The 18,679-nt window shown below is 69.0% G+C and carries 13 protein-coding genes; 6 read left to right on the top strand and 7 right to left on the bottom strand.

Features of this window, described 5'->3' with window-relative positions; genetic code table 11:
- Positions 1-2 precede the first annotated feature (2 nt).
- The gene (locus tag ACT535_RS10170) at positions 3-1,454 is read right to left on the bottom strand and encodes an ATP-binding protein (RefSeq protein ID WP_476364266.1); all 1,452 of its coding nucleotides are present in this window, start codon (positions 1,452-1,454) and stop codon (positions 3-5) included.
- Positions 1,451-2,170 (bottom strand): response regulator, encoded by a 720-nt coding sequence (locus ACT535_RS10165; protein WP_168458414.1) that lies wholly within the window; start codon positions 2,168-2,170, stop codon positions 1,451-1,453. The genes ACT535_RS10170 and ACT535_RS10165 overlap by 4 nt, the downstream gene beginning before the upstream one ends.
- Before the next feature lie 266 nt (positions 2,171-2,436).
- Here ACT535_RS10165 and ACT535_RS10160 point away from each other — a divergent pair, with 266 nt between their 5' ends.
- The 4 genes from ACT535_RS10160 (at position 2,437) to ACT535_RS10145 (ending at position 9,673) form a co-directional block, all read left to right on the top strand.
- Positions 2,437-4,650 (top strand): PepSY domain-containing protein, encoded by a 2,214-nt coding sequence (locus ACT535_RS10160; protein ID WP_476364265.1) that lies wholly within the window; start codon positions 2,437-2,439, stop codon positions 4,648-4,650.
- 221 nt (positions 4,651-4,871) lie between these two features.
- Positions 4,872-6,368 carry an efflux transporter outer membrane subunit gene (locus ACT535_RS10155; RefSeq protein WP_476364264.1) on the top strand — a complete coding sequence of 499 codons (1,497 nt, stop codon included), beginning with the start codon at positions 4,872-4,874 and terminating at the stop codon, positions 6,366-6,368.
- 10 nt (positions 6,369-6,378) lie between these two features.
- Positions 6,379-7,659: an efflux RND transporter periplasmic adaptor subunit gene (locus tag ACT535_RS10150; protein WP_476364263.1), complete on the top strand. Its 1,281-nt coding sequence runs from the start codon at positions 6,379-6,381 to the stop codon at positions 7,657-7,659.
- Between the two features lie 13 nt (positions 7,660-7,672).
- Positions 7,673-9,673, top strand: coding sequence for a MacB family efflux pump subunit (locus ACT535_RS10145; protein ID WP_476364262.1), 2,001 nt, complete (start codon positions 7,673-7,675; stop codon positions 9,671-9,673).
- 77 nt (positions 9,674-9,750) lie between these two features.
- Here ACT535_RS10145 and ACT535_RS10140 read toward each other — a convergent pair whose 3' ends face one another.
- A complete protein-coding gene (locus ACT535_RS10140) occupies positions 9,751-10,617 on the bottom strand; it encodes a tetratricopeptide repeat protein (protein ID WP_476364261.1) in 867 nt (288 codons plus the stop codon).
- Between the two features lie 465 nt (positions 10,618-11,082).
- Here ACT535_RS10140 and ACT535_RS10135 point away from each other — a divergent pair, with 465 nt between their 5' ends.
- A complete protein-coding gene (locus ACT535_RS10135) occupies positions 11,083-13,437 on the top strand; it encodes a TonB-dependent receptor (protein ID WP_476364260.1) in 2,355 nt (784 codons plus the stop codon).
- A 62-nt stretch (positions 13,438-13,499) separates the two neighbouring features.
- Positions 13,500-14,183 (top strand): Fe2+-dependent dioxygenase, encoded by a 684-nt coding sequence (locus ACT535_RS10130; RefSeq protein WP_476364259.1) that lies wholly within the window; start codon positions 13,500-13,502, stop codon positions 14,181-14,183.
- Positions 14,184-14,293: 110 nt separating this feature from the next.
- Here ACT535_RS10130 and ACT535_RS10125 read toward each other — a convergent pair whose 3' ends face one another.
- From ACT535_RS10125 to paoA, 4 genes are all read right to left on the bottom strand, one after another.
- Complete coding sequence (locus tag ACT535_RS10125; protein WP_168458419.1) at positions 14,294-14,737, bottom strand: SRPBCC family protein; 444 nt, start codon at positions 14,735-14,737, stop codon at positions 14,294-14,296.
- A 90-nt stretch (positions 14,738-14,827) separates the two neighbouring features.
- Positions 14,828-17,041, bottom strand: coding sequence for an aldehyde oxidoreductase molybdenum-binding subunit PaoC (paoC, locus tag ACT535_RS10120; protein WP_476364258.1), 2,214 nt, complete (start codon positions 17,039-17,041; stop codon positions 14,828-14,830).
- Positions 17,042-17,044: 3 nt separating this feature from the next.
- Complete coding sequence (locus ACT535_RS10115) at positions 17,045-17,995, bottom strand: FAD binding domain-containing protein (protein WP_476364257.1); 951 nt, start codon at positions 17,993-17,995, stop codon at positions 17,045-17,047.
- Entirely contained in the window at positions 17,992-18,636 is a 645-nt protein-coding gene (gene paoA / locus ACT535_RS10110) for an aldehyde dehydrogenase iron-sulfur subunit PaoA (RefSeq protein ID WP_476364256.1), read from the bottom strand. Before paoA ends, ACT535_RS10115 begins: the two co-directional genes overlap by 4 nt.
- Positions 18,637-18,679 lie beyond the last annotated feature (43 nt).

The raw sequence follows: 18,679 nt of genomic DNA, 5'->3' as shown, positions 1-18,679 counted from the left end.
GCTCAGCCCCGTCCTGATGCAGAGCCGGCCATCGGGAGCACGATCTCAGCACACAGGCCGCCGCCGGGGCGGTTGGCGAGGGTCAGTTCGCCGCCGTGCGCCTTGACGATGCTGCGGGCGATGGCGAGGCCGAGGCCGATGCCGCCGGTCTCCGTGCTGCGCGAGGGTTCCAGTCGCACGAAGGGCTGGAACGCCTCCTCGAAGCGATCCTCCGGCAGGCCGGGACCGTCGTCCTCCACCCGGATCGCGACCGTGCCGTCGACAGGGTGGCGCACGGACACGACCGCGCCGCGCCCGTAGCGCACCGCATTGTCCACCAGATTGCGCAAGGCCCGCCGCATCGCTACCGGCCGGCACGGCAACCGGACAGGAGCGGCCGTCCGATCCGCCATCCGGGCATCGGCACCAACGCCGGCGAATTCCTCCACCACGTCCGCGCACAGGTCTTCGATGTCCACCGTCCGGGTTTCTTCGCTCGTCGCCTCGGCGCGCGTGAAAGCGAGGGTCGCCTCGCAGATGGCCACCAGTTCATCGATGGTGGCGACGATGTCGTTGCGCACCTCCGCATCGTCCACGAACTCCGCCTTGAGACGCAGCGTGGTGAGCGGCGTGCGCAAATCGTGGCTGATGGACGCGAGCAGGCGCATGCGGTCGCGCACGAACTGGCTGAGGCGCTGCTGCATCGTGTTGAACGCCCGCGTCGCCGCCGCCACCTCGGAGGGACCGCGCACATCAAGCGGCTCAACGCTCTCGCCGCGGCCGAAGCGCTCGGAGGCATCGGCCAGCGAGCGCAGGGATCGGGTCTGGAGGCGCACGCAGGCCACCGTCACCAGCGAGACGGCCAGCGCCGAGATCAGGAAGGACAGCACGATGGGCCGGCTCCAGATGCCCGGCAGGCCCACCACAGCATCCACATGCAGCCAGCGCTGGCCCGAAAGTGGTACGCTCAGCGCCACCACGCCGAGCCCCGGCCGCAGCGGCTGGGCGGGGCCGCCCGTGCCACGGCGCAGCCAGGGAAAATCATCGCTGCTGCGCTCGGGGCAGCGGCGATCCCACAGGCCGTCGGTATCGATGTGTACGGCCGGCGCTCCATTGCCGACACCATGCAGGCGCCGCGACAGCAGGCGGGCGAGGCCGTCTTCCGTCGAGGTCATCTCGTGCGGGTCGGGAGGATCGGCGGAGACCCAGGCGCAGGTGCCGCGCGTGGTGAAGGCGCCGGCCAGGCGATCGGCCTGCTCCTGCGGCATGGATTCGATGAGGCGGGTGAGCGTCACCGTCTGGCTGAGGGCCTGCCCGCGTACGATGCCCGCAACCACGGCGTCGTGCTCGTTCTGGAGGACCAGCACCAGGAGCACCTGCGCCAGCGCCAGCGTTGCCACCAGCAGCAGCACCAGCCGCCCCGCGAGGCTGCCCGGCCAGAGGAAGCGCAGCAACCCCTTCAGCCGGCCACTCACGCCTCCACCTCCACCGGAGCCGCGAAGACGTAGCCATCGCCCCACACGGTCTTGATGAGGGTGGGGTTCTGCGGGTCGCGCTCGATCCGGCGCCTCAGACGGCTCACAAGGTTATCGATGCTGCGATCGAACACCTGGGCCGGTCGGCCGGCGGTGATGTCCAGCAGCTGGTCGCGCGAGAGCACCACCGAGGGGCGGGTGACGAAGGCGAGCAGAAGGCGGAATTCGGCGCTGCCGAGCCGCACATCATTACCGGTCTCGTCCAAAAGCACGCGCCGGCCGGGATCGAGCTGCCAGCGATCGAAGCGGTAGAGCGCCGGCTCCCCCTGCTGCGCCCGTGCCGGCCCCTGCGCCCGCCGCAGGATGGCGCGGATGCGGGCGAGCAGCTCGCGCGGATTGAACGGCTTGGTGACATAATCGTCCGCGCCCAGTTCCAATCCGACGATCCGGTCCGTCTCCTCCGCCACCGCGGTGAGGAGCACGACGGGAATGTCGCTTGCCTGCCTCAGCTGGCGGCACAGGGTGAGCCCGTCCTCGCCCGGCATCATGATGTCGAGCACCACGAGGTCGAAGGTCCCGGTGCGCATCTGCTGGCGCATGTCCACGCCGCCGGATGCGACGCTGACCCGAAAGCCGTTCCGCGTGAGGTATTTGGCCAGGAGTTCGCGGATCTCGCGATGATCGTCGACGACGAGGATGTGCGGCGTGCGTTCCATTTTGCCGTTGGGCTGCCGTTCTCTGGGATGCGGGCGCCGGCCACGTGCCCTTCCGGCGTGACTTGAGCCGAGAGGTCCGCGCCCCGCCACCGCGAAATTGTATCCAACTGTATCAGCGCCGCCGCATGGGACGAACATTTACGAAGCGACCGCGGCCGGACAAATTTTCCCGACGCGGATGAGGCATGAACATCCGCAACGAACCCGTAGCCAGACCGCCCCGCGCGTCCAGCCAGCACGCTCAGGTTTCGTCTGGAGTTGCACAGATGTCGTTTGCCGCCGTGCGCCGCACGCTGATCCTTCTGCATCGCTGGATCGCGCTGATCCTGACGCCCATCTTCCTCGTCATCATCCTGACTGGCGCGGTGCTGTCTTTCCGCCCTGTTCTCAATGATTTGCGGGGACCGCGACCCGGCGCCGTCGTGGACGTCGCCGCCCTGAGCCAGCTGGTCGGGACCATCGAGAAGGCGGGACAACCCGGCGGGATCAGCGTGGCGGAGGCTGGCCGCGCGCTTCAGGTCATGTCTCAGGACCCGTCGGTCGCCGGTCGCTGGGACATGGCCACCGGCGCCCACACCCCGGCTCCGGCTGGCGGCAGCGACATTTTCCGCACGGCGGAAGGGTTGCACAAGACGCTGCTGCTGGGCCTCGGCATCGTGGTGGAGGTGGCGAGCTTCCTCATGCTCGGCATCATGGTGGCCGGGCCCTTCCTCGCCTGGCTCCGCTTCCGCAACAGCCTGATGGGCTGGCACGCCGCCGTGGGATGGCTCCTGCTGCCGCTCACGCTGACCTCGCCGGTGACGGCGGTGATGCTCTCGCTCCACATCGGCACCGGCTCGCGGCCTGAACTGCCGCGGACCAAGCGCCCGGTGACCATCAGCCAGGCCCTTTCCATTGCCGGGCGCGACCTCGACCTGAACCGTCTCACCGGTGCCCGAAAGTTCCGCGGAGGCACGGTGATGCTGCAGATCGCTCCGGATGCGGCCGGCCGGAACGGGGGTGGCTTCGTGGTGACGGATGCGGGGATTACGCCGCTGGTCGGCGGCCCGGGCCTCGTCAAGCAAATCCACGAGGGCACCTGGGGCGGGGCATGGTCGGGTGTGCTCAATTTCGGAATTTCTTTTGTGCTTCTGGGCCTTACGGTCACCGGCCTGTGGTCCTGGGTGAGGCGCAAGGCGCGCAACCGGGTGCGGCCGGTGGCGGCGGGCGGCGACATCCTGGTCGCGCACGCCAGCCAGACCGGCACCGCTATGCGGCTTGCGGGGGCGGTGTTCGAGGGGCTGATCGCGGGCGGGGAAAAGGCGACGCTTGCCCCCCTCGGCGGGCTGAAGCCGGCCGATATCGCCGGCTTTCCCCTCTTGCTTCTCGTCGCCTCCACCACCGGCGAGGGCGAGGTGCCGGACGGCGCCCGTGCGCTGATCAGGCAGCTGAAATCCAGCAACCTCAAGGGGATACGTTTCGCGATGCTCGCCCTCGGCGACCGCAGCTATGCCCATTTCTGCGGCGGTGGCCAACGGGTCAGGGCGGCCCTGCTGGCGGCGGGGGCGGTGGAGGCACTGCCGCTCCGGGAGGCCGACGGCGATCCCTCCGGCGTCTTCATGGCCTGGGTGGACACGGTGCGCAGCGAACTGGCCCTGAATTGCGCCATCGCCGGCCTGCCTCCGGTCTCGCCGCCGGTCGCCCTCACGGTCGCCGGCCGCCAGCGCCTCGATGTGCCGGGCACCGGTAACACTCAGGAAACATGGCGGATTTTCCTGGAGGGGGCGAACGACCTCCCCTTCCGTCCCGGGGATCTGGTGCGCATCGCCGCGGGGGCGGGGGAGCGGCCGCGCTCCTATTCGGTGGGCAGTTCCAGCCTGGTCGATCCCGGCCGCATCGCACTTACCGTCCGGCTGCATGACTGGACCGCAGAGGATGGCGCGCGACGGCTCGGACGGGTCTCGGGGTTCCTGTTACGTGAGGCAGAGCAAGGGGTTACGGTCGAGGCCCGGCTCGATCCCCACCCCGGGTTCAACCCGCCTGCGGACCCTTCCTGGCCCATCATGATGATCGCCGCCGGCTCCGGCATCGCCCCCTTCCCCGGCTTCATCGCGGAGCGCCGCGCCTCGGGGCGGGCGGGGCCGGCGTGGCTGATCTTCGGCAACCGCCATCGTGACGGCGATTTCCTGTGGCGCGATGTGTTCGAAACCGCGCTGGCCGATGGCACGCTAACCCGCATGGATACTGCATTTTCGCGCGATTCCAACGACGGCGCGCGGGTGCAGGACCGGCTCCGGGAGCACGCTGCGGAGGTATTTGAATGGCTCGTTGAGACGAAGGCCATCGTCTATATCTGCGGTCGCCGGGCCATGTCGGAGGCGGTGCTGGAGGCCCTTGGGGAGGTTCTCGTGACCGAAGGCGGGCTGAAGCCGGAGGCGGCGCGGGCGGAGATCGGACGGTGGGTCGCCGAGGGGCGGGTTCGCGTGGACACGTTCAACTGATGGCGCATATTGGCGCACTTTCACCGGGTTTCCGGTGGGTGTCAGGGCGGCATTCGGTAGAGGTTCGGGACAAGGTTCGAGTCGAGATCGAGATTCGGGGGCGGGGAGGCAGGTTGCGCGTGCATCGTATAGACGGCCAGACCACCCCGACGGCCCCCGCCCCGGCCGCCGCCCCCCCGGTCGCGAGACCGGCGGGGGAGCGATCCTTGAGGGCGAGATCCGTGCGGGCCACGTTGGGCGTCCTCGTCGCGCTCATGCTCTCCGCCTGCGCGGTCGGGCCGGAATACGACACGCCGGAGCTGACCCTCCCCGGCCACTGGGGGGCGACGGCGAAGACCGGGGAGCCGGCACCCAACCTCAAGGCCTGGTGGCGGCGCATGGGTGATCCCATGCTCGATGCCCTGATGGCGGAGGCGGTCGCCGGCAATCTCGATGTGGCCACCGCCAAGGCCAATGTCCGGGCCGCCCGCGCCTCCTACCACCAGCAGATGGGAACGCTGTTCCCACAGATCACCGGCAACGCCTCCGGCACGCGGGGCGACAGCGGCGGCGGGGTCAGCCCCAATGGCGACATCACCGTGTCCAACGGCTACGGCCAGTACCAGGCCGGCCTCGATGCCAGCTGGGAGATCGACCTGTTCGGCGCCAACCGCCGGGGGGTGGAGGCGGCGGCCTACAATGTGGATGCGGTGGTCAACAGCCTCGATGCGGTGCTGCTGACGCTGGTGGGGGATGTCGCCTCCTATTATGCGGACGTGCGCGGCTATCAGGCGCAGATCGCGCTGGCCCGCCGCACCGCCGCCTCGCAGAAGGAGACGGAGGCGCTGACCCGGCGCAAGCTGGATGCCGGCGCCGCCTCGGCCGTGGACCTCGCCAACGCCTCCGGCCTCGTCGCCTCCACCGAGGCCAACATCCCGGAGCTGGAGGCCTCCCTCGCAGCCGCCATCCACCGCATCTCGGTGCTCACCGGCCAGCCGCCGGCGGCGCTCATGCTGCGGCTGTCGCGGGTGAAGCCCGTGCCATCGCCGCGCCTGCCGGTGCCGCGCGGCATTCCCGCCGACGTGCTGATCAACCGGCCGGACGTGCGCGCGGCCGAGCGGCAGCTCGGCCAGTCCACCGCCCTCATCGGTCAGGCGGAGGCGAACCGCTATCCCGCCATCAGCCTCACCGGCAACATCGACGCCACCGGCTCGCGGCTCGGCGATCTCGGCCGCGCCTCGTCCATCAGCTGGGCATTCGGGCCGACGCTCACGGTGCCGATCTTCACCGGCGGGCAATTGAAGGCGCTGGTGGACCTCGCCGAGGCCAATCGTGATGTCTCCTTCATCGCCTACAGGGCGAGCGTGCTCACGGCGCTGGAGGATGTGGAGAACGCCTCCGTCTCCCTCTCCCAGCAGCGTCTCAAGACCGGCAAGCTGACCATCGCCGTCACCTCGTACCGGGAAGCATCGCGGCTCTCCCGCACCCTTTACGAAAACGGCTCCACGAGCTTCCTCGACGTGCTCACCGCGGAGCGCTCGCTCTATGCGGCCGAGACCCAGCTCATCCAGAGCCGGGTCGCGACCACGAAATATTACATCGCCCTCAACAAGGCGCTCGGCGGCGGCTGGGACGGGGGTGTCGACACCTCCAGGCCCGAGGTGGTGGACCAGAACACCGGCCCCCACTTCGCCCGCATCGCGCCGCTCGCGCGCCCTGACGGGAGCGCCCAGCCATGACGGTGCTGCCGTGAACGCCTTGCCTCCCCTCGACGAAACCCGCGCCGCGCCCGCCACCACCACCCGGCCGAAGAAGAAGCCCCGCCGGCTGTGGCGCTGGGGGCTGCTCGCGCTCCTCATCGCCGCCGGCGCCTATGGCTACAGCCGCTACACCGCCCCGGTACCCGGCGCCGGGCTGATGACCGCGCCCGTCACGCGAGGCAATCTGGAGGAGACGGTGCTCGCCTCGGGCACGCTGAAGCCCTCCAACCTCGTGGCGGTGGGCTCGCAGGCCTCCGGCCGCATCATCGCCATCAAGGTGAAGCTGGGGGACCAGGTGAAGAAGGGCGATCTCATCGCCCAGATCGATTCGGTCACGCAGGAGAATGCCCTGCGCACGGCGGAAGCCTCCCTCGCCAACACCCGCGCCCAGAAGGCGGAGAAGGAGGCGACCCTCGTGCTGAACGAGCAGACCCTCGCCCGCCAGAAGACCATGGTGGCGCAGAAGGCGGTCTCCCAGGCGGACTTCGAGGCGGCCGATTCCGCCGTGAAGGTGACCCGCGCGCAGCTCGCGGCGCTCGATGCCCAGATCATCTCGGCGCAGGTGGCGGTGGACACCGCCCGCGCCAATCTCGGCTACACGCAGATCACCGCCCCGGCGGACGGCACCGTGCTCGCCCTCGTGGCCCAGCAGGGCCAGACGCTGAACGCCACGCAGACCGCGCCCACCGTGGCCATCCTCGGCCAGCTCGACGTGATGACCGTGCGCGCCGAGATTTCCGAGGCCGACATCATCAAGGTCGCCCCCGGCATGCCGCTGTGGTTCACGGTGGTGGGCGCTCCGGACGAACGGCACAACGCCAAGCTCGGCTTCATCGAGCCGGCGCCGGAGAGCCTGAAGAACGATAGCAGCTTCTCCACCACCAGCAGCAGCTCGTCGTCCTCGTCGTCCTCCTCCACCACGTCGTCGGCGATCTACTACATCGGCGTGTTCGACGTGCCGAACCCCAAGGGGCGGCTGCGGACCTACATGACGCCCGAGGTTCACATCATCCTCGGCCGGGCCGAGAACGTGCTCACCGTGCCCTCCACGGCGCTGGAGCGGGCCGGCAAGGGCTGGCGCGTGCGCGTGCTCCATGGCGACGGCACGGTGGAACGCCGCCCGGTGGAGGTCGGCCTCAACGACAAGGTGACGGCGGAGATCCGCTCCGGCCTCGCCGAGGGTGAGCGCGTGGTGACGGGCGAGGCCGTGGCCGGCGCGGCTGGCGCCGGCGGGGCGCCGCGGCGGCCGCCGCCCATGGGCGGCCTGTGAGGAGGCGCCCGGCATGAACGTGTCTCTTCCTCCGCCCGTGGCGGAAACCGGCGAGGCGCCGCTCATCCAGCTCAAGGGCGTGTGGCGGGAATATCCCTCCGGCGAGGGCACCATTGCCGCGCTCAAGGGCATCGACCTCGACATCGCCCGCGGCGAGATGGTGGCCATCGTCGGCGCCTCGGGCTCGGGCAAGTCCACGCTCATGAACATCCTCGGCTGCCTCGACCGGCCCACCTCCGGCAGCTACCGGGTGAGCGGCAAGGAAACCGCGGCGCTGGAGCCGGACGAGCTGGCGGCCCTGCGGCGCGAGCATTTCGGCTTCATCTTCCAGCGCTATCACCTCCTGGGCGAGCTTTCGGCGCTGGGCAATGTGGAGATCCCCGCGGTCTATGCCGGCGCCAATGCCGAGGCGCGGCGCGAACGGGCCGAGGCCATCCTCGCCCGGCTCGGCATGGCGGACCGCACCGGCCACCGGCCGGGCCAGCTCTCCGGCGGCCAGCAGCAGCGCGTCTCCATCGCCCGCGCGCTGATGAACGGCGCCGACGTGATCCTCGCCGACGAGCCCACCGGCGCGCTTGATTCCAGGAGCGGCGCCGAGGTGCTGCGCATCCTCGACGAGCTGAACGCGGAAGGCCGCACCATCATCATCGTCACCCACGACATGAAGGTGGCCGAGCGGGCCCAGCGCGTCATCGAGATCCGCGACGGCGAGATCGTCGCCGACCGGCCCTCGGCCGCGGCCCGCACCCGCATGGTGAGCGTGCCGAAGCCCGTTGCTGCGCCCGCCTCGCGCCTCGCCCGCTGGCGCGCCTTCGGCGACCGGCTCTATGAGGCCTTCATCATGGCGCTGCTGGCCATGAACGCCCACCGGCTGCGCACCTTCCTCACCATGCTCGGCATCATCATCGGCATCGCCTCGGTGGTGTGCGTGGTGGCGCTTGGCGAGGGCTCGCGGCAGAAGGTGCTCGCCAACATCTCCAGCCTTGGCACCAACACGCTGGAGATCTTCGCCGGCCGCACCTTCGGCGACACGCGCTCGGGCAAGATCACGACGCTGGTGGTGGCGGATGCCGACGCCCTCGCCCGCCAGCATTATGTGGCGGCGGTGACACCCACCGTCTCCAAATCCACCACCGTGCGCTACGGCGGCACCGAGGCCAGCGCGCTCATCAACGGCGTCGGCGACGGCTATTTCGCCGCCAAGGGCGTGAAGCTCACCCAGGGCCGGCTGTTCGACGCGGACAGCGTGCGCGGGCGCGAGCTTGATGCGGTGATCGACGAGAACACCCGCCGCACCCTGTTCCAGGACGTGCCCGGCGGGCCGCTCGGCAAGGTCATCCTCATCGGCGACGTGTTCGCCCGCGTGGTGGGAGTGGCGGCGCCGCAGCAGGGCGGATTCGGCTCCAGCCAGAACCTCTCCGTCTACCTGCCCTACACCTCGGTGCAGTCCCGCTTCGTGGGCTCCACCTCGCTGCGCTCCATCACCGTGAAGGTGGCCGACGATGCGCCCATGGACGTGGCCGAGCAGCAGGTGACACGCTTCCTCACGCAGCGCCACGGCACCAAGGACTTCTTCATCATCAACACCGACGACATCCGCAACACCATCACCGCCACCACCGAGACCCTGACGGTGCTGATCGCCGCCATTGCGGTGATCTCGCTCATCGTCGGCGGCATCGGCGTGATGAACATCATGCTCGTGTCGGTGTCGGAGCGGGTGGGCGAGATCGGCGTGCGCATGGCGGTGGGCGCCCGGCAGAGCGACATCCTCAACCAGTTCCTCATCGAGGCGGTGCTGGTGTGCCTCGTGGGCGGCGTCACCGGGATCGGGCTGGCGCTGGGCTTCGGCGTGCTGTTCGCCTATTCGGGCTCCAACTTCACGCTGATCTATTCGGCGTCGTCCATCGTCGCCGCCGTGGTGTGCTCCAGCCTCATCGGGGTGGGCTTCGGCTATCTGCCCGCGCGCAACGCCTCCCGCCTCGACCCGGTGGCGGCGCTGGCGCGGGATTGAGATCGGCGGGCCACGCTCAGGCGCCGCGCGGGCTTGACCAAAGGCCCTTGAGCCAAGCTCTAGCGCCTTTGGTATGACTACCGCATCCGCAGCCAGCGCCCGAAGCCGCGGCGGGGACGAGCGGCACGGGCCGCGCGCGCTTGCGCCGTCTCCTGGGCCTCCCGCCGGTCCGCCTCCGCCTGCGCCTCCTCGGCCTCCCGCACCCGCTCCATCGCCCGATCGGCCAGCGCCGAGAGCGCGGGATCGCCCGAGGCGCGCAGGCCCTCCGCCGCCATCCGGCAGAAATCCGGGACCGCATTTTCGATGCACCGCGCGAACCAGGCGAGCGCCTCCTCCCGCGCGTCGTCGTCATAGCGCGTGCGGGCATAATCGAACTGGCCGCGATAATCCCCGCCCAGCGCCGCGCGGCGATACCAGCGGCGCGCCGCCACGGGATCGGGCGGCCGGCCCCAGCCCTGCTCGAGGAAACGGCCGACCATGGCCATGGCCTTGGGGTGCCCCTGCCGCGCCGCCCGCACGAACCAGTGGAGGGCGCGCCCGGGATCGGCGGCGAAATCCTCCGCATTCACCAGCAGCGAGCCGAGATTGAACTGCGCCCACGCATGTCCCCGCTCCGCCGCCGCGCGATAGCGGCGTTCAGCTTCGGAGAGATCGCGCGGCACGCCCCAGCCCTTCTCGTGGCAGCGCCCCACCATGTTCACGCCGTCGAGGCTGCCGGCATCGGCGGCGATGACGAACCAGCGGTATGCGGCCTCTGGATCGCGCGCGACGCCGGTGCCGTCCAGCAGCATCTGGCCGAACACCACCTGCGCGCTCTTGATGCCGTTGTGCGCCGCCGCCCGCACCAGCGCGACGCTGCGCGCCGGCTCGGCAGACAGCCGCGCACGCAGGTCGTCCACGCTCATGCCCTTCAGGGCGCTGTAGGAAATCCGCTCGTCGCTCATGCCCGGCCCGCAGAGGTGCGCCAGCGCGATAGACCATCGCCTCGGCCCACAATGTCAACCAAGGGCGCGCAGTTCTTAAATGGAACAGTTCTTGTTTTGAATTATTTCAGACCGTGTCGCGAGATGTAACATTCAGTATTGCGATATCACCATCCGCCCCTTTTCCGCCCACCTTGGATCAGATCAAAAACATAATGGTTGCGCTGCGGAAGGATGGGCCTCTATACCTCCCGTAACAGAATGATGACTTCCATATGCGTGCCGTCGCCGGGTTGAGGGGCAGCACGCCTACAGTCAGGCTTGCCGCATCATGGTCCAAACCAGACCTTAGATCACTTCTACTTCGATCATTATTGCAGACACCGCCCTGACGCCTGTTCCGTCAGCGCTCGACTATTGCCAAAACCAGCCCGCAGCGCGCCGCCGCAAGCATCGCCGGGCCGTCTCACCTTACGGGGAAAGATCATGGGAGCGTTGAGCACACTTCGGCCCAGCATGTCGCGCACGACGGTGGGCGCCGGCCTCGTGATGGGCCTGTCGGCGGTGCCATTCATGGAGGCGTTCGCCCAGCAGGCGACCGCGCCCGCCGGCACCGACACGGACCTGCCGACCATCGTCGTCGACGCCGACGGCGAGCCGGTCAATTCGCTGGAGGCGACCACCGGCCTGTCGCGCCTGCCCGGCACCCTCCAGGACACGCCGCAGACGGTCACCGTCATCTCCCAGCAGACCATGCAGCAGCAGGGCGTGACGACGCTGGAGCAGGCGCTGCGCAACGTTCCGGGCGTCACCGTCGGCATCGGCGAGGGCGGCGGCGGCATGAACGGCGACCAGTTCCGCATCCGCGGCTTCCAGGCCAAGGGAGACCTTTTCGTCAACGGCCTGCGCGACTTCGGCGTCTATGTGCGCGACAGCTTCGCCTACGAGAACGTGGAGGTCTTCAAGGGCCCGAGCTCCGAAAGCTTCGGCTCGGGCACCACGGGCGGCGCCATCAACATGCAGCTGAAGCAGGCGCACCGCGGCGACAAGTACGACGTGGACGGCCAGTTCGGCTCCGGCCCGCTCTATCGCGGCGTGTTCGACTTCAACAAGCAGATCGACGACACCACGGCGGCCCGCATCGTCGGCATGTTCAACGAGCAGGACGTGGTGGGGCGCGACCATGTGGAGGCCGATCGCTGGGGCCTCATGGGCTCGCTCGGCTTCGGCCTCGGCACCAACCAGACGCTCTACCTCAACTATCTCTACCAGCACGGGGACCGCACGCCGGACTATGGCGTGCCCATCGTGACGCCGCTGTTCAACGACGTGAAGAAGTTCGGCGCCCTCGGCCAGCCGGTGACCGAATGGGGCGTTCCGCGCTCCAATTTCTACGGCAAGGTGACGGACCGCGACATCACTGACACCAACATGTTCACGGCGAACTACAAGAACGAGATCAACGACTGGCTGACCTTCACCAATGACAGCCGCGTGGGATACTACACCCGCGATTTCGCCACCTCCGTCCCCGGCTGCAGCAACGGCTCCACCACCACCGTCCCGGCGACGCCGAAGACCTATGCCGCGAGCTGCACGGGGCAGTTCTTCGCGGGCAACAACCCGGCCATCACCTTCGGCGGCGGAAATCCCGGCTATCTGCAGGAAAGTCTGGCGGCCGAGAATGTCGCGACCCTCGTCGCCAAGTTCAACACCGGCTTCCTGCGGCACGAGCTGGTGACGGGCATCGACTATTACTTCGTCAACGACAACCGCACCGCGCTGTCGGTCTCCGGCACCAAGGGCCTGTCGACCATCTGGCTGCCGGTCTATGAAAACACCACCGGCTATTATCTGTACGAGAACCCGTTCGGCAACAGCGGCCAGAAGATCAGCAACAGCTACGATTTCGGCGCCTTCGCCAGCGACCGCATCTGGTTCACCGACCAGCTCTCCATCCTCGCCGGCATCCGCTGGGACAATTATTCTTCCGATTACAAATACTGGTGCGTGGACGCGCAGGGCACCTCCACCGTGCCGGGCTGCAAGAACAGCAAGGGCACCTGGATCAACGCCGAGTCCAACACCCGATTCTTCAGCCCCAAGGCCGCGCTGATCTGGGAGCCCACCAAGACCCAGACCTATTATGTCTCCTACGCCAAGTCCTTCACTCCGCAGGGCGCCTTCCCCACCAATGACGTGACCGTGGTCAACCCGGTGCAGAACAATCTCCAGCCGGAAGACAACGAGACATGGGAGGCCGGCGCCAAGGTCTCGGTGCTGGATGGCAAGCTGGGGCTCACCGCGGCGGTGTTCCGGGTCGACAAGAGCAACGTCTTCTACACCGATCCCGTCACCTTCAGCTCGGTGCCCACCGGCGAGAACCAGCGGGTGCAGGGCGTGGAGCTGGGCATCACCGGCAACATCACCGACGCCTGGACCATCCAGGCCGGCTACGCCTATTATTCCAGCGAGATCCTCACCTCCACCACGCTGAGCTACGTGGGCAATGAGGTGCCCTTCGTCTCGCCCAACAACTTCACCCTCTGGACCACCTATGATCTCATCAAGGGCGGCGTCGTGCGGGCCATTCCGGGCCAGCTGCTGGTGGGCGGTGGCATCACCTATGCCGACGGCTACTTCACCAACAGCGCCAATTCCTCGATCATTCCCGAGACGTTCTCGCTGGATGCGCTGATCTCCTACACGCACGACAAGTATCGCGTGGCGCTGAACGGATACAATCTCACCAACGCGCTCAACTATTCATCCGGCTGGGGCAACCGCGCCATTCCGGCTCCGGGCCGCTCGTTCACGCTGAGCGTCGGCTACACCTTCTGAGAAGTCACGATGCGGCGGCGCGGTCGATGAGGCCGGGCCGCCGCCCTGTTTCAGGATGCGCGATGCTCGTTCAAATTCCCGATCTGCTCACCGCCGCCGAGGTCGCCCATTGCCGCCGTGTGCTGGAAGCGTCCCCCTGGGTGGACGGCCGCGTGACGGCCGGGGAGCAGGCGGCGAAGTCCAAGCAGAATCTGCAGATCCCGGTGGAGTCGGCCGAGGCGCTGGAATTGGGCGACCTCATCCTGCGCGCGCTCGGCCGCAACCCGGTGTTCAACTCGGCGGCCATGCCGCTCCACGTGCTGCCGCCCCTATTCAACCGCTACGACGTGGGCATGAAGTTCGGCGCCCATGTGGACGGCGCCATCCGCGCCGTGCCGGGCGCCGGGCGGCGCATGCGGGCGGATGTCTCCACCACCGTCTTCCTCACCGATCCCGCCGACTATGACGGCGGCGAACTGCTCATCGAGGACAGTTACGGCGTCCATGAGGTGAAGCTGCCCGCCGGCCATGCGGTGGTCTATCCCGCGAGCAGCCTGCACAGCGTCCGCGAGATCACCCGCGGCAGCCGCTGGGGCTCCTTCTTCTGGACCCAGTCCATGATCCCGGACGACGGCCGCCGCGCCCTGCTCTACGACCTCGACCTCGCCATCATGGCCGTGCGCAGCCGGCTGCCGGACGACGAGGCGGCCGTGCTGCAGCTCACCAACGTCTATCACAACCTGCTGCGAAGCTGGGCGCAGATGTAAAGCCCGCGCGGCGCCTGAGCGAAAGCAACGGCAGAGCCCGCGCGGCGCCTGAGCGAAGGCAACGGTAAAGCCCGCGCAGCGCCTGAGCGTAGGCAACGACAAAGCCCCTGCTACTGCTTGATCTCGGGCTCCACCAGCCGGGCCAGATTGCGCAGCGACTCCTGCCAGCCGAGATAGCAGGCCTCGACGGGAATGACGTCCGGGATACCGCTCTGGGTGATCTCCAGCTCGGTGCCCATGGCGACCTTCTTCAATGCGATGGTCACATGGATGTCGCCGGGCAGAGCGGGCGTGTCGAAGCGGTCCGTGTAGCGCACGAGTTCGCCGGGGATCAGCTCGTGGAACTCGCCGCCGAAGGCATCGCTGTGGCCGGTGGTGAAGTTGCGGAACGACATGCGGAAGGTGCCGCCCACCACGGCGTCGAGGTGATGCACCGTGCAGGTGTAGCCGTTGGGCGGCAGCCACTTGGCGAGCGCATCAGCCTCGATGAAGGCGCGATAGACCTTCTCCGGGCTGGTGGTGAGGATGCGGTGCAGGCGGACGGAGCCGGGCATGTCTCTTCTCCCTGTCAGAGGCGGCGGCGCCGCCCGTCATCCCAAGGACGGACGGCGCACGAGGAGGCCGACACGGATGCGCGCTTTTTCTCACCCCACCTGCGGCAGGCGGTGGATGTATTTGTCGAGGGTGATGGGATAGTCCCGCACCCGCACCCCGGTGGCGTTGTAGAGCGCGTTGGCCACCGCCCCGCCGACCCCGCACAGGCCCAGCTCGCCCACGCCCTTCGCCTTCATGGGCGAGGACATGGGATCGGTCTCGTCGAGGAAGATCACCTCCTGGTGCGGGATGTCGGCGTGCACCGGCACCTCGTAGCCGGCGAGGTCGTGGTTGACGAAGAAGCCGTGGCGCGTGTCCACCGCCAGCTCCTCGAACAGGGCGGCGCCGACGCCCATGGTCATGGCGCCGATCACCTGGCTGCGCGCCGTCTTGGGGTTGAGGATGCGCCCCGCCGCGCACACCGCCAGCATGCGGCGCACCCGCGCCTCGCCGGTGGCCGCGTCCACCGCCACCTCCACGAAATGGCCGGCGAAGGTGGATTGCTGGTAGCGCTTGCCGAGGTCGCCATATTCGATGGTGTCCTCCGCCGTCAGCCCCTCCGCGCCAGCCGCCTGGGCCAGGGGCACGGCCCGGTTGCCGGCGCGCACCTCGCCATCGGCGAACACGGCTTCCTGCGAATTGAAGCCGAGCTTGCGGGCCACCTCCTCGCGCAGCTTCACGCACGCCGCATAGACGCCGGAGGTGGCGTTGTTGGCGCCCCACTGGCCGCCGGAGCCGCAGGAGGCCGGCAGATCGGAATCGCCCAGCACCACGCGCACCTTGTCGAGCGGAACGCCCATCATCTCCGCCGCGGTCTGGGCGAGGATGGTGTAGCTGCCGGTGCCGATGTCGGTCATGGCGGTTTCCACCGTCACCCGGCCCTCGCCATCGAGCCGCACCCGCGCACCGGACTTCATGAGCAGGTTGTTGCGGAAGCTGGCGGCCATGCCGAGGCCCACCAGCCAGTCGCCGTCCCTCACCTGTCCCGGCTTGGGATTGCGCCGGCTCCAGCCGAACCGCTCCGCGCCGAGCCGAAGACAAGCCACCAGCTGGCGCTGGGAGAAGGGGCGGTCCGGGTGCTCGGGGTCGCGCTCGGTGTCGTTGAGAATGCGGAACTCGACGGGATCGAGGCCGAGCTTCTCCGCCATCTCGTCCATGGCGATTTCCAGCGCCATCATGCCCGGCGCCTCGCCGGGAGCGCGCATGGCATTGCCCTCGGGCAGGTTCAGGGTGGCGAGCCGCATGGCGGTGAGGCGGTTGGCACCGGCATAGAGCAGGCGCGTCTGGTTCACCGCCGTCTCCAGCCCGCCGCCGGGCAGGTCGCCGGACCAGCTTTCATGGCCGATGGCGGTGATGCGCCCGTCCCGCCCCGCGCCGATGCGGATGCGCTGGATGGTGGCCGGGCGGTGGGTGGTGTTGTTGGCGATCAGGTGCCGGTGCAGCGCCACCTTCACCGGCCGCCTGGCCGCCCGCGCACCCAAGGCCGCCAGCAGAGCGTCCGCGCGCACGAACAGTTTGCCGCCGAAGCCGCCGCCGATGAAAGGCGACACCAGCCGCACCTTGTCCTTGGGCAGGCCGAGCATCTTCGCGAGATCGCTGCGGCCCCACTCGATCATCTGGTTGGAGGTCCACACCGTCAGCCGGTCGCCCTCCCAGGCGGCGGTGGAGGCGTGCGGCTCCATCATGGCGTGGGACTGGTCGGGGGTGGAATAGGTGGCGTCGAGGCGCACCGCCGCGGCGGAGAAGGCGCCGTGGAAGTCGCCCACCGCCGTGTCGGCCGCCCCGCCCATGCCGTCGCCCTTCTCAGGCTTCACGGCGCTGTCCATGGCCTTGGCGAGGTCGAAGGCGCCTTCGGCGGGCGCATAGTCCACCTTCACCAGAGCGGCGGCCGCGCGGGCCTGCTCGAACGTGTCCGCCACCACCAGCGCCACGGCCTGGTGATAATGCTCCACCTCCGGCCCGGCGATGAGCTGGGCCGTGTTGTTGCTGCCCTTCTTGAGCGGCCCGGCATTGGCGGCGGTGACGACAGCGAGCACGCCCGGGGCCGCTTCCGCCGCAGCCGTGTCGATGCCGGTGATGCGGCCCTTGGCGATGGTCGTGCCCACCACGAAGCCGTGGGCGGCGGTGGGCGCCACGTCGTGCCGCTCATAGGCATAGGGCGCCGTGCCCGTGGTCTTGAACGGCCCGTCGATGCGCGGCAGCGGACGGCCGATGACCTTCAGCTGATCGATGGGATTGTCGGCGGCAGGGGTCTCGAACTTCATGGCTCAGTTCCTCCCGTCCGCCAGCACGGCACCGAGGGTGCGCTCCACGAGCGTGATCTTGAAGGCGTTGTCATTGGTCGGCTTCGCGCCGGCGAGCAGGCGCTCGGAGACGGCCTTCTCGCCGCGCGGCAGCTCGGCCTCCGCCGCCTCCACCCGCCACGGCTTGTGCGCCACGCCGCCCAGCGCGATGCGCCCGGTGCCGTCCTCCTGGATCACCGCCGCCACCGAGACCAAGGCGAAGGCATAGGAGGCGCGGTCCCGCACCTTGCGGTAGACCTGCCGCCCGCCCACCGGTTTCGGCAAGGTCACGGCGGTGATGAGCTCGCCGGGCTCCAGCGCGGTTTCGATGTGCGGCGTGTCGCCGGGCAGGCGGTGGAAGTCCGCGATGGCGATCTGGCGGGTGCGTCCGTGGGGCTGCACGGTCTCCACCACCGCATCGAGGGCGCGCATGGCCACCGCCATGTCGCTCGGATGGGTGGCGATGCAGGCGTCCGAACCGCCGATCACCGCGAGCTGGCGCGAATAGCCGCCGAGCGCCGCGCAGCCGCTGCCGGGCACGCGCTTGTTGCAGGCCTGCGCGGGGTCATAGAAGTAGGGGCAGCGCGTGCGCTGGAGCAGGTTGCCGGCCGTGGTCGCCTTGTTGCGCAGCTGGGCGGAAGCCCCCGCCAGCAGGGCGCGGGACAGCACCGGATAGTCGCGCCGCACCCGTGCGTCGGCGGCGAGGTCGGTGTTGCGCACCAGCGCCCCGATTCTGAGGCCGCCGTCGTCCGTCGCCTCGATGCGGTCGAGGCCGAGGCCATTCACGTCGATGAGGTGGGCGGGCGTCTCGATCTGCAGCTTCATGAGATCGAGGAGATTGGTTCCGCCGGCGATGAAGCGCGCGCCGGGGGTCGCCGCCGCCGCGCCCGCGGCATCGGCCGGGCTCAGGGCGCGCTCGTAGGTGAAGGGCTTCATGCGCGCCTCCCGGCCACCTCGACGATGGCCTCCACGATGTTGGAATAGGCGCCGCAGCGGCAGATGTTGCCGCTCATGCGCTCGCGGATTTCCGCCTCGGTGAGTCCGACCGGCACGGTGAGGTCGCCGGTGACGTGGCTCGGAATGTCGGCCTTCACCTCCGCGAGCACCGCCACCGCTGAGCAGATCTGCCCCGGGGTGCAATAGCCGCACTGGTAGCCGTCATGCTCCACGAAGGCCGCCTGCATGGGATGGAGCTGGTCGGGCGAGCCGAGCCCCTCGATGGTGGTGATGCTCTGGTGCTCGTGCATGAGCGCGAGGGAGAGGCAGGAATTGATCCGCCGCCCGTCCACGATCACCGTGCAGGCGCCGCACTGGCCGTGGTCGCAACCCTTCTTGGTGCCGGTGAGGTGGAGGGTTTCGCGCAGCAGGTCGAGGAGGGTGGTGCGCGTGTCCACCTCCACCTCGCGGATGACGCCGTTGACCGTGAGGGAGACCGTCGCGTGGTTGGGTCCGGTCCCCGCCGGCAGCGGCGCGGGCTGGGCCTCGGCGCCGCCGGGAAGGGAGGAGGCGACCGCCGCGGCGGCCCCGGCGAGGATGACCTCACGCCGGTTGATATCGAGATCGGGGGAGCTCGCCATGGGTGCCTGATCCTCCTTCGGACGGGGGCCTGTGGCTGATGGA

The sequence above is a fragment of the Xanthobacter sp. DMC12 genome (genome assembly GCF_056314105.1).
Note: the sequence above shows the minus strand (reverse complement) of the source record. Positions and strands in the feature narration are given on the sequence as shown.

What these genes read in the sequence shown, in the direction of transcription:
- ACT535_RS10165 (WP_168458414.1), bottom strand. Translation starts at nt 2,170, where the DNA reads ATGGAACGCACGCCGCACATCCTCGTCGTCGACGATCATCGCGAGATC.
- ACT535_RS10160 (WP_476364265.1), top strand. Translation starts at nt 2,437, where the DNA reads ATGTCGTTTGCCGCCGTGCGCCGCACGCTGATCCTTCTGCATCGCTGG.
- ACT535_RS10145 (WP_476364262.1), top strand. Translation starts at nt 7,673, where the DNA reads ATGAACGTGTCTCTTCCTCCGCCCGTGGCGGAAACCGGCGAGGCGCCG.
- ACT535_RS10140 (WP_476364261.1), bottom strand. Translation starts at nt 10,617, where the DNA reads ATGAGCGACGAGCGGATTTCCTACAGCGCCCTGAAGGGCATGAGCGTG.
- ACT535_RS10135 (WP_476364260.1), top strand. Translation starts at nt 11,083, where the DNA reads ATGGGAGCGTTGAGCACACTTCGGCCCAGCATGTCGCGCACGACGGTG.
- ACT535_RS10130 (WP_476364259.1), top strand. Translation starts at nt 13,500, where the DNA reads ATGCTCGTTCAAATTCCCGATCTGCTCACCGCCGCCGAGGTCGCCCAT.
- ACT535_RS10125 (WP_168458419.1), bottom strand. Translation starts at nt 14,737, where the DNA reads ATGCCCGGCTCCGTCCGCCTGCACCGCATCCTCACCACCAGCCCGGAG.
- paoC (WP_476364258.1), bottom strand. Translation starts at nt 17,041, where the DNA reads ATGAAGTTCGAGACCCCTGCCGCCGACAATCCCATCGATCAGCTGAAG.
- ACT535_RS10115 (WP_476364257.1), bottom strand. Translation starts at nt 17,995, where the DNA reads ATGAAGCCCTTCACCTACGAGCGCGCCCTGAGCCCGGCCGATGCCGCG.
- paoA (WP_476364256.1), bottom strand. Translation starts at nt 18,636, where the DNA reads ATGGCGAGCTCCCCCGATCTCGATATCAACCGGCGTGAGGTCATCCTC.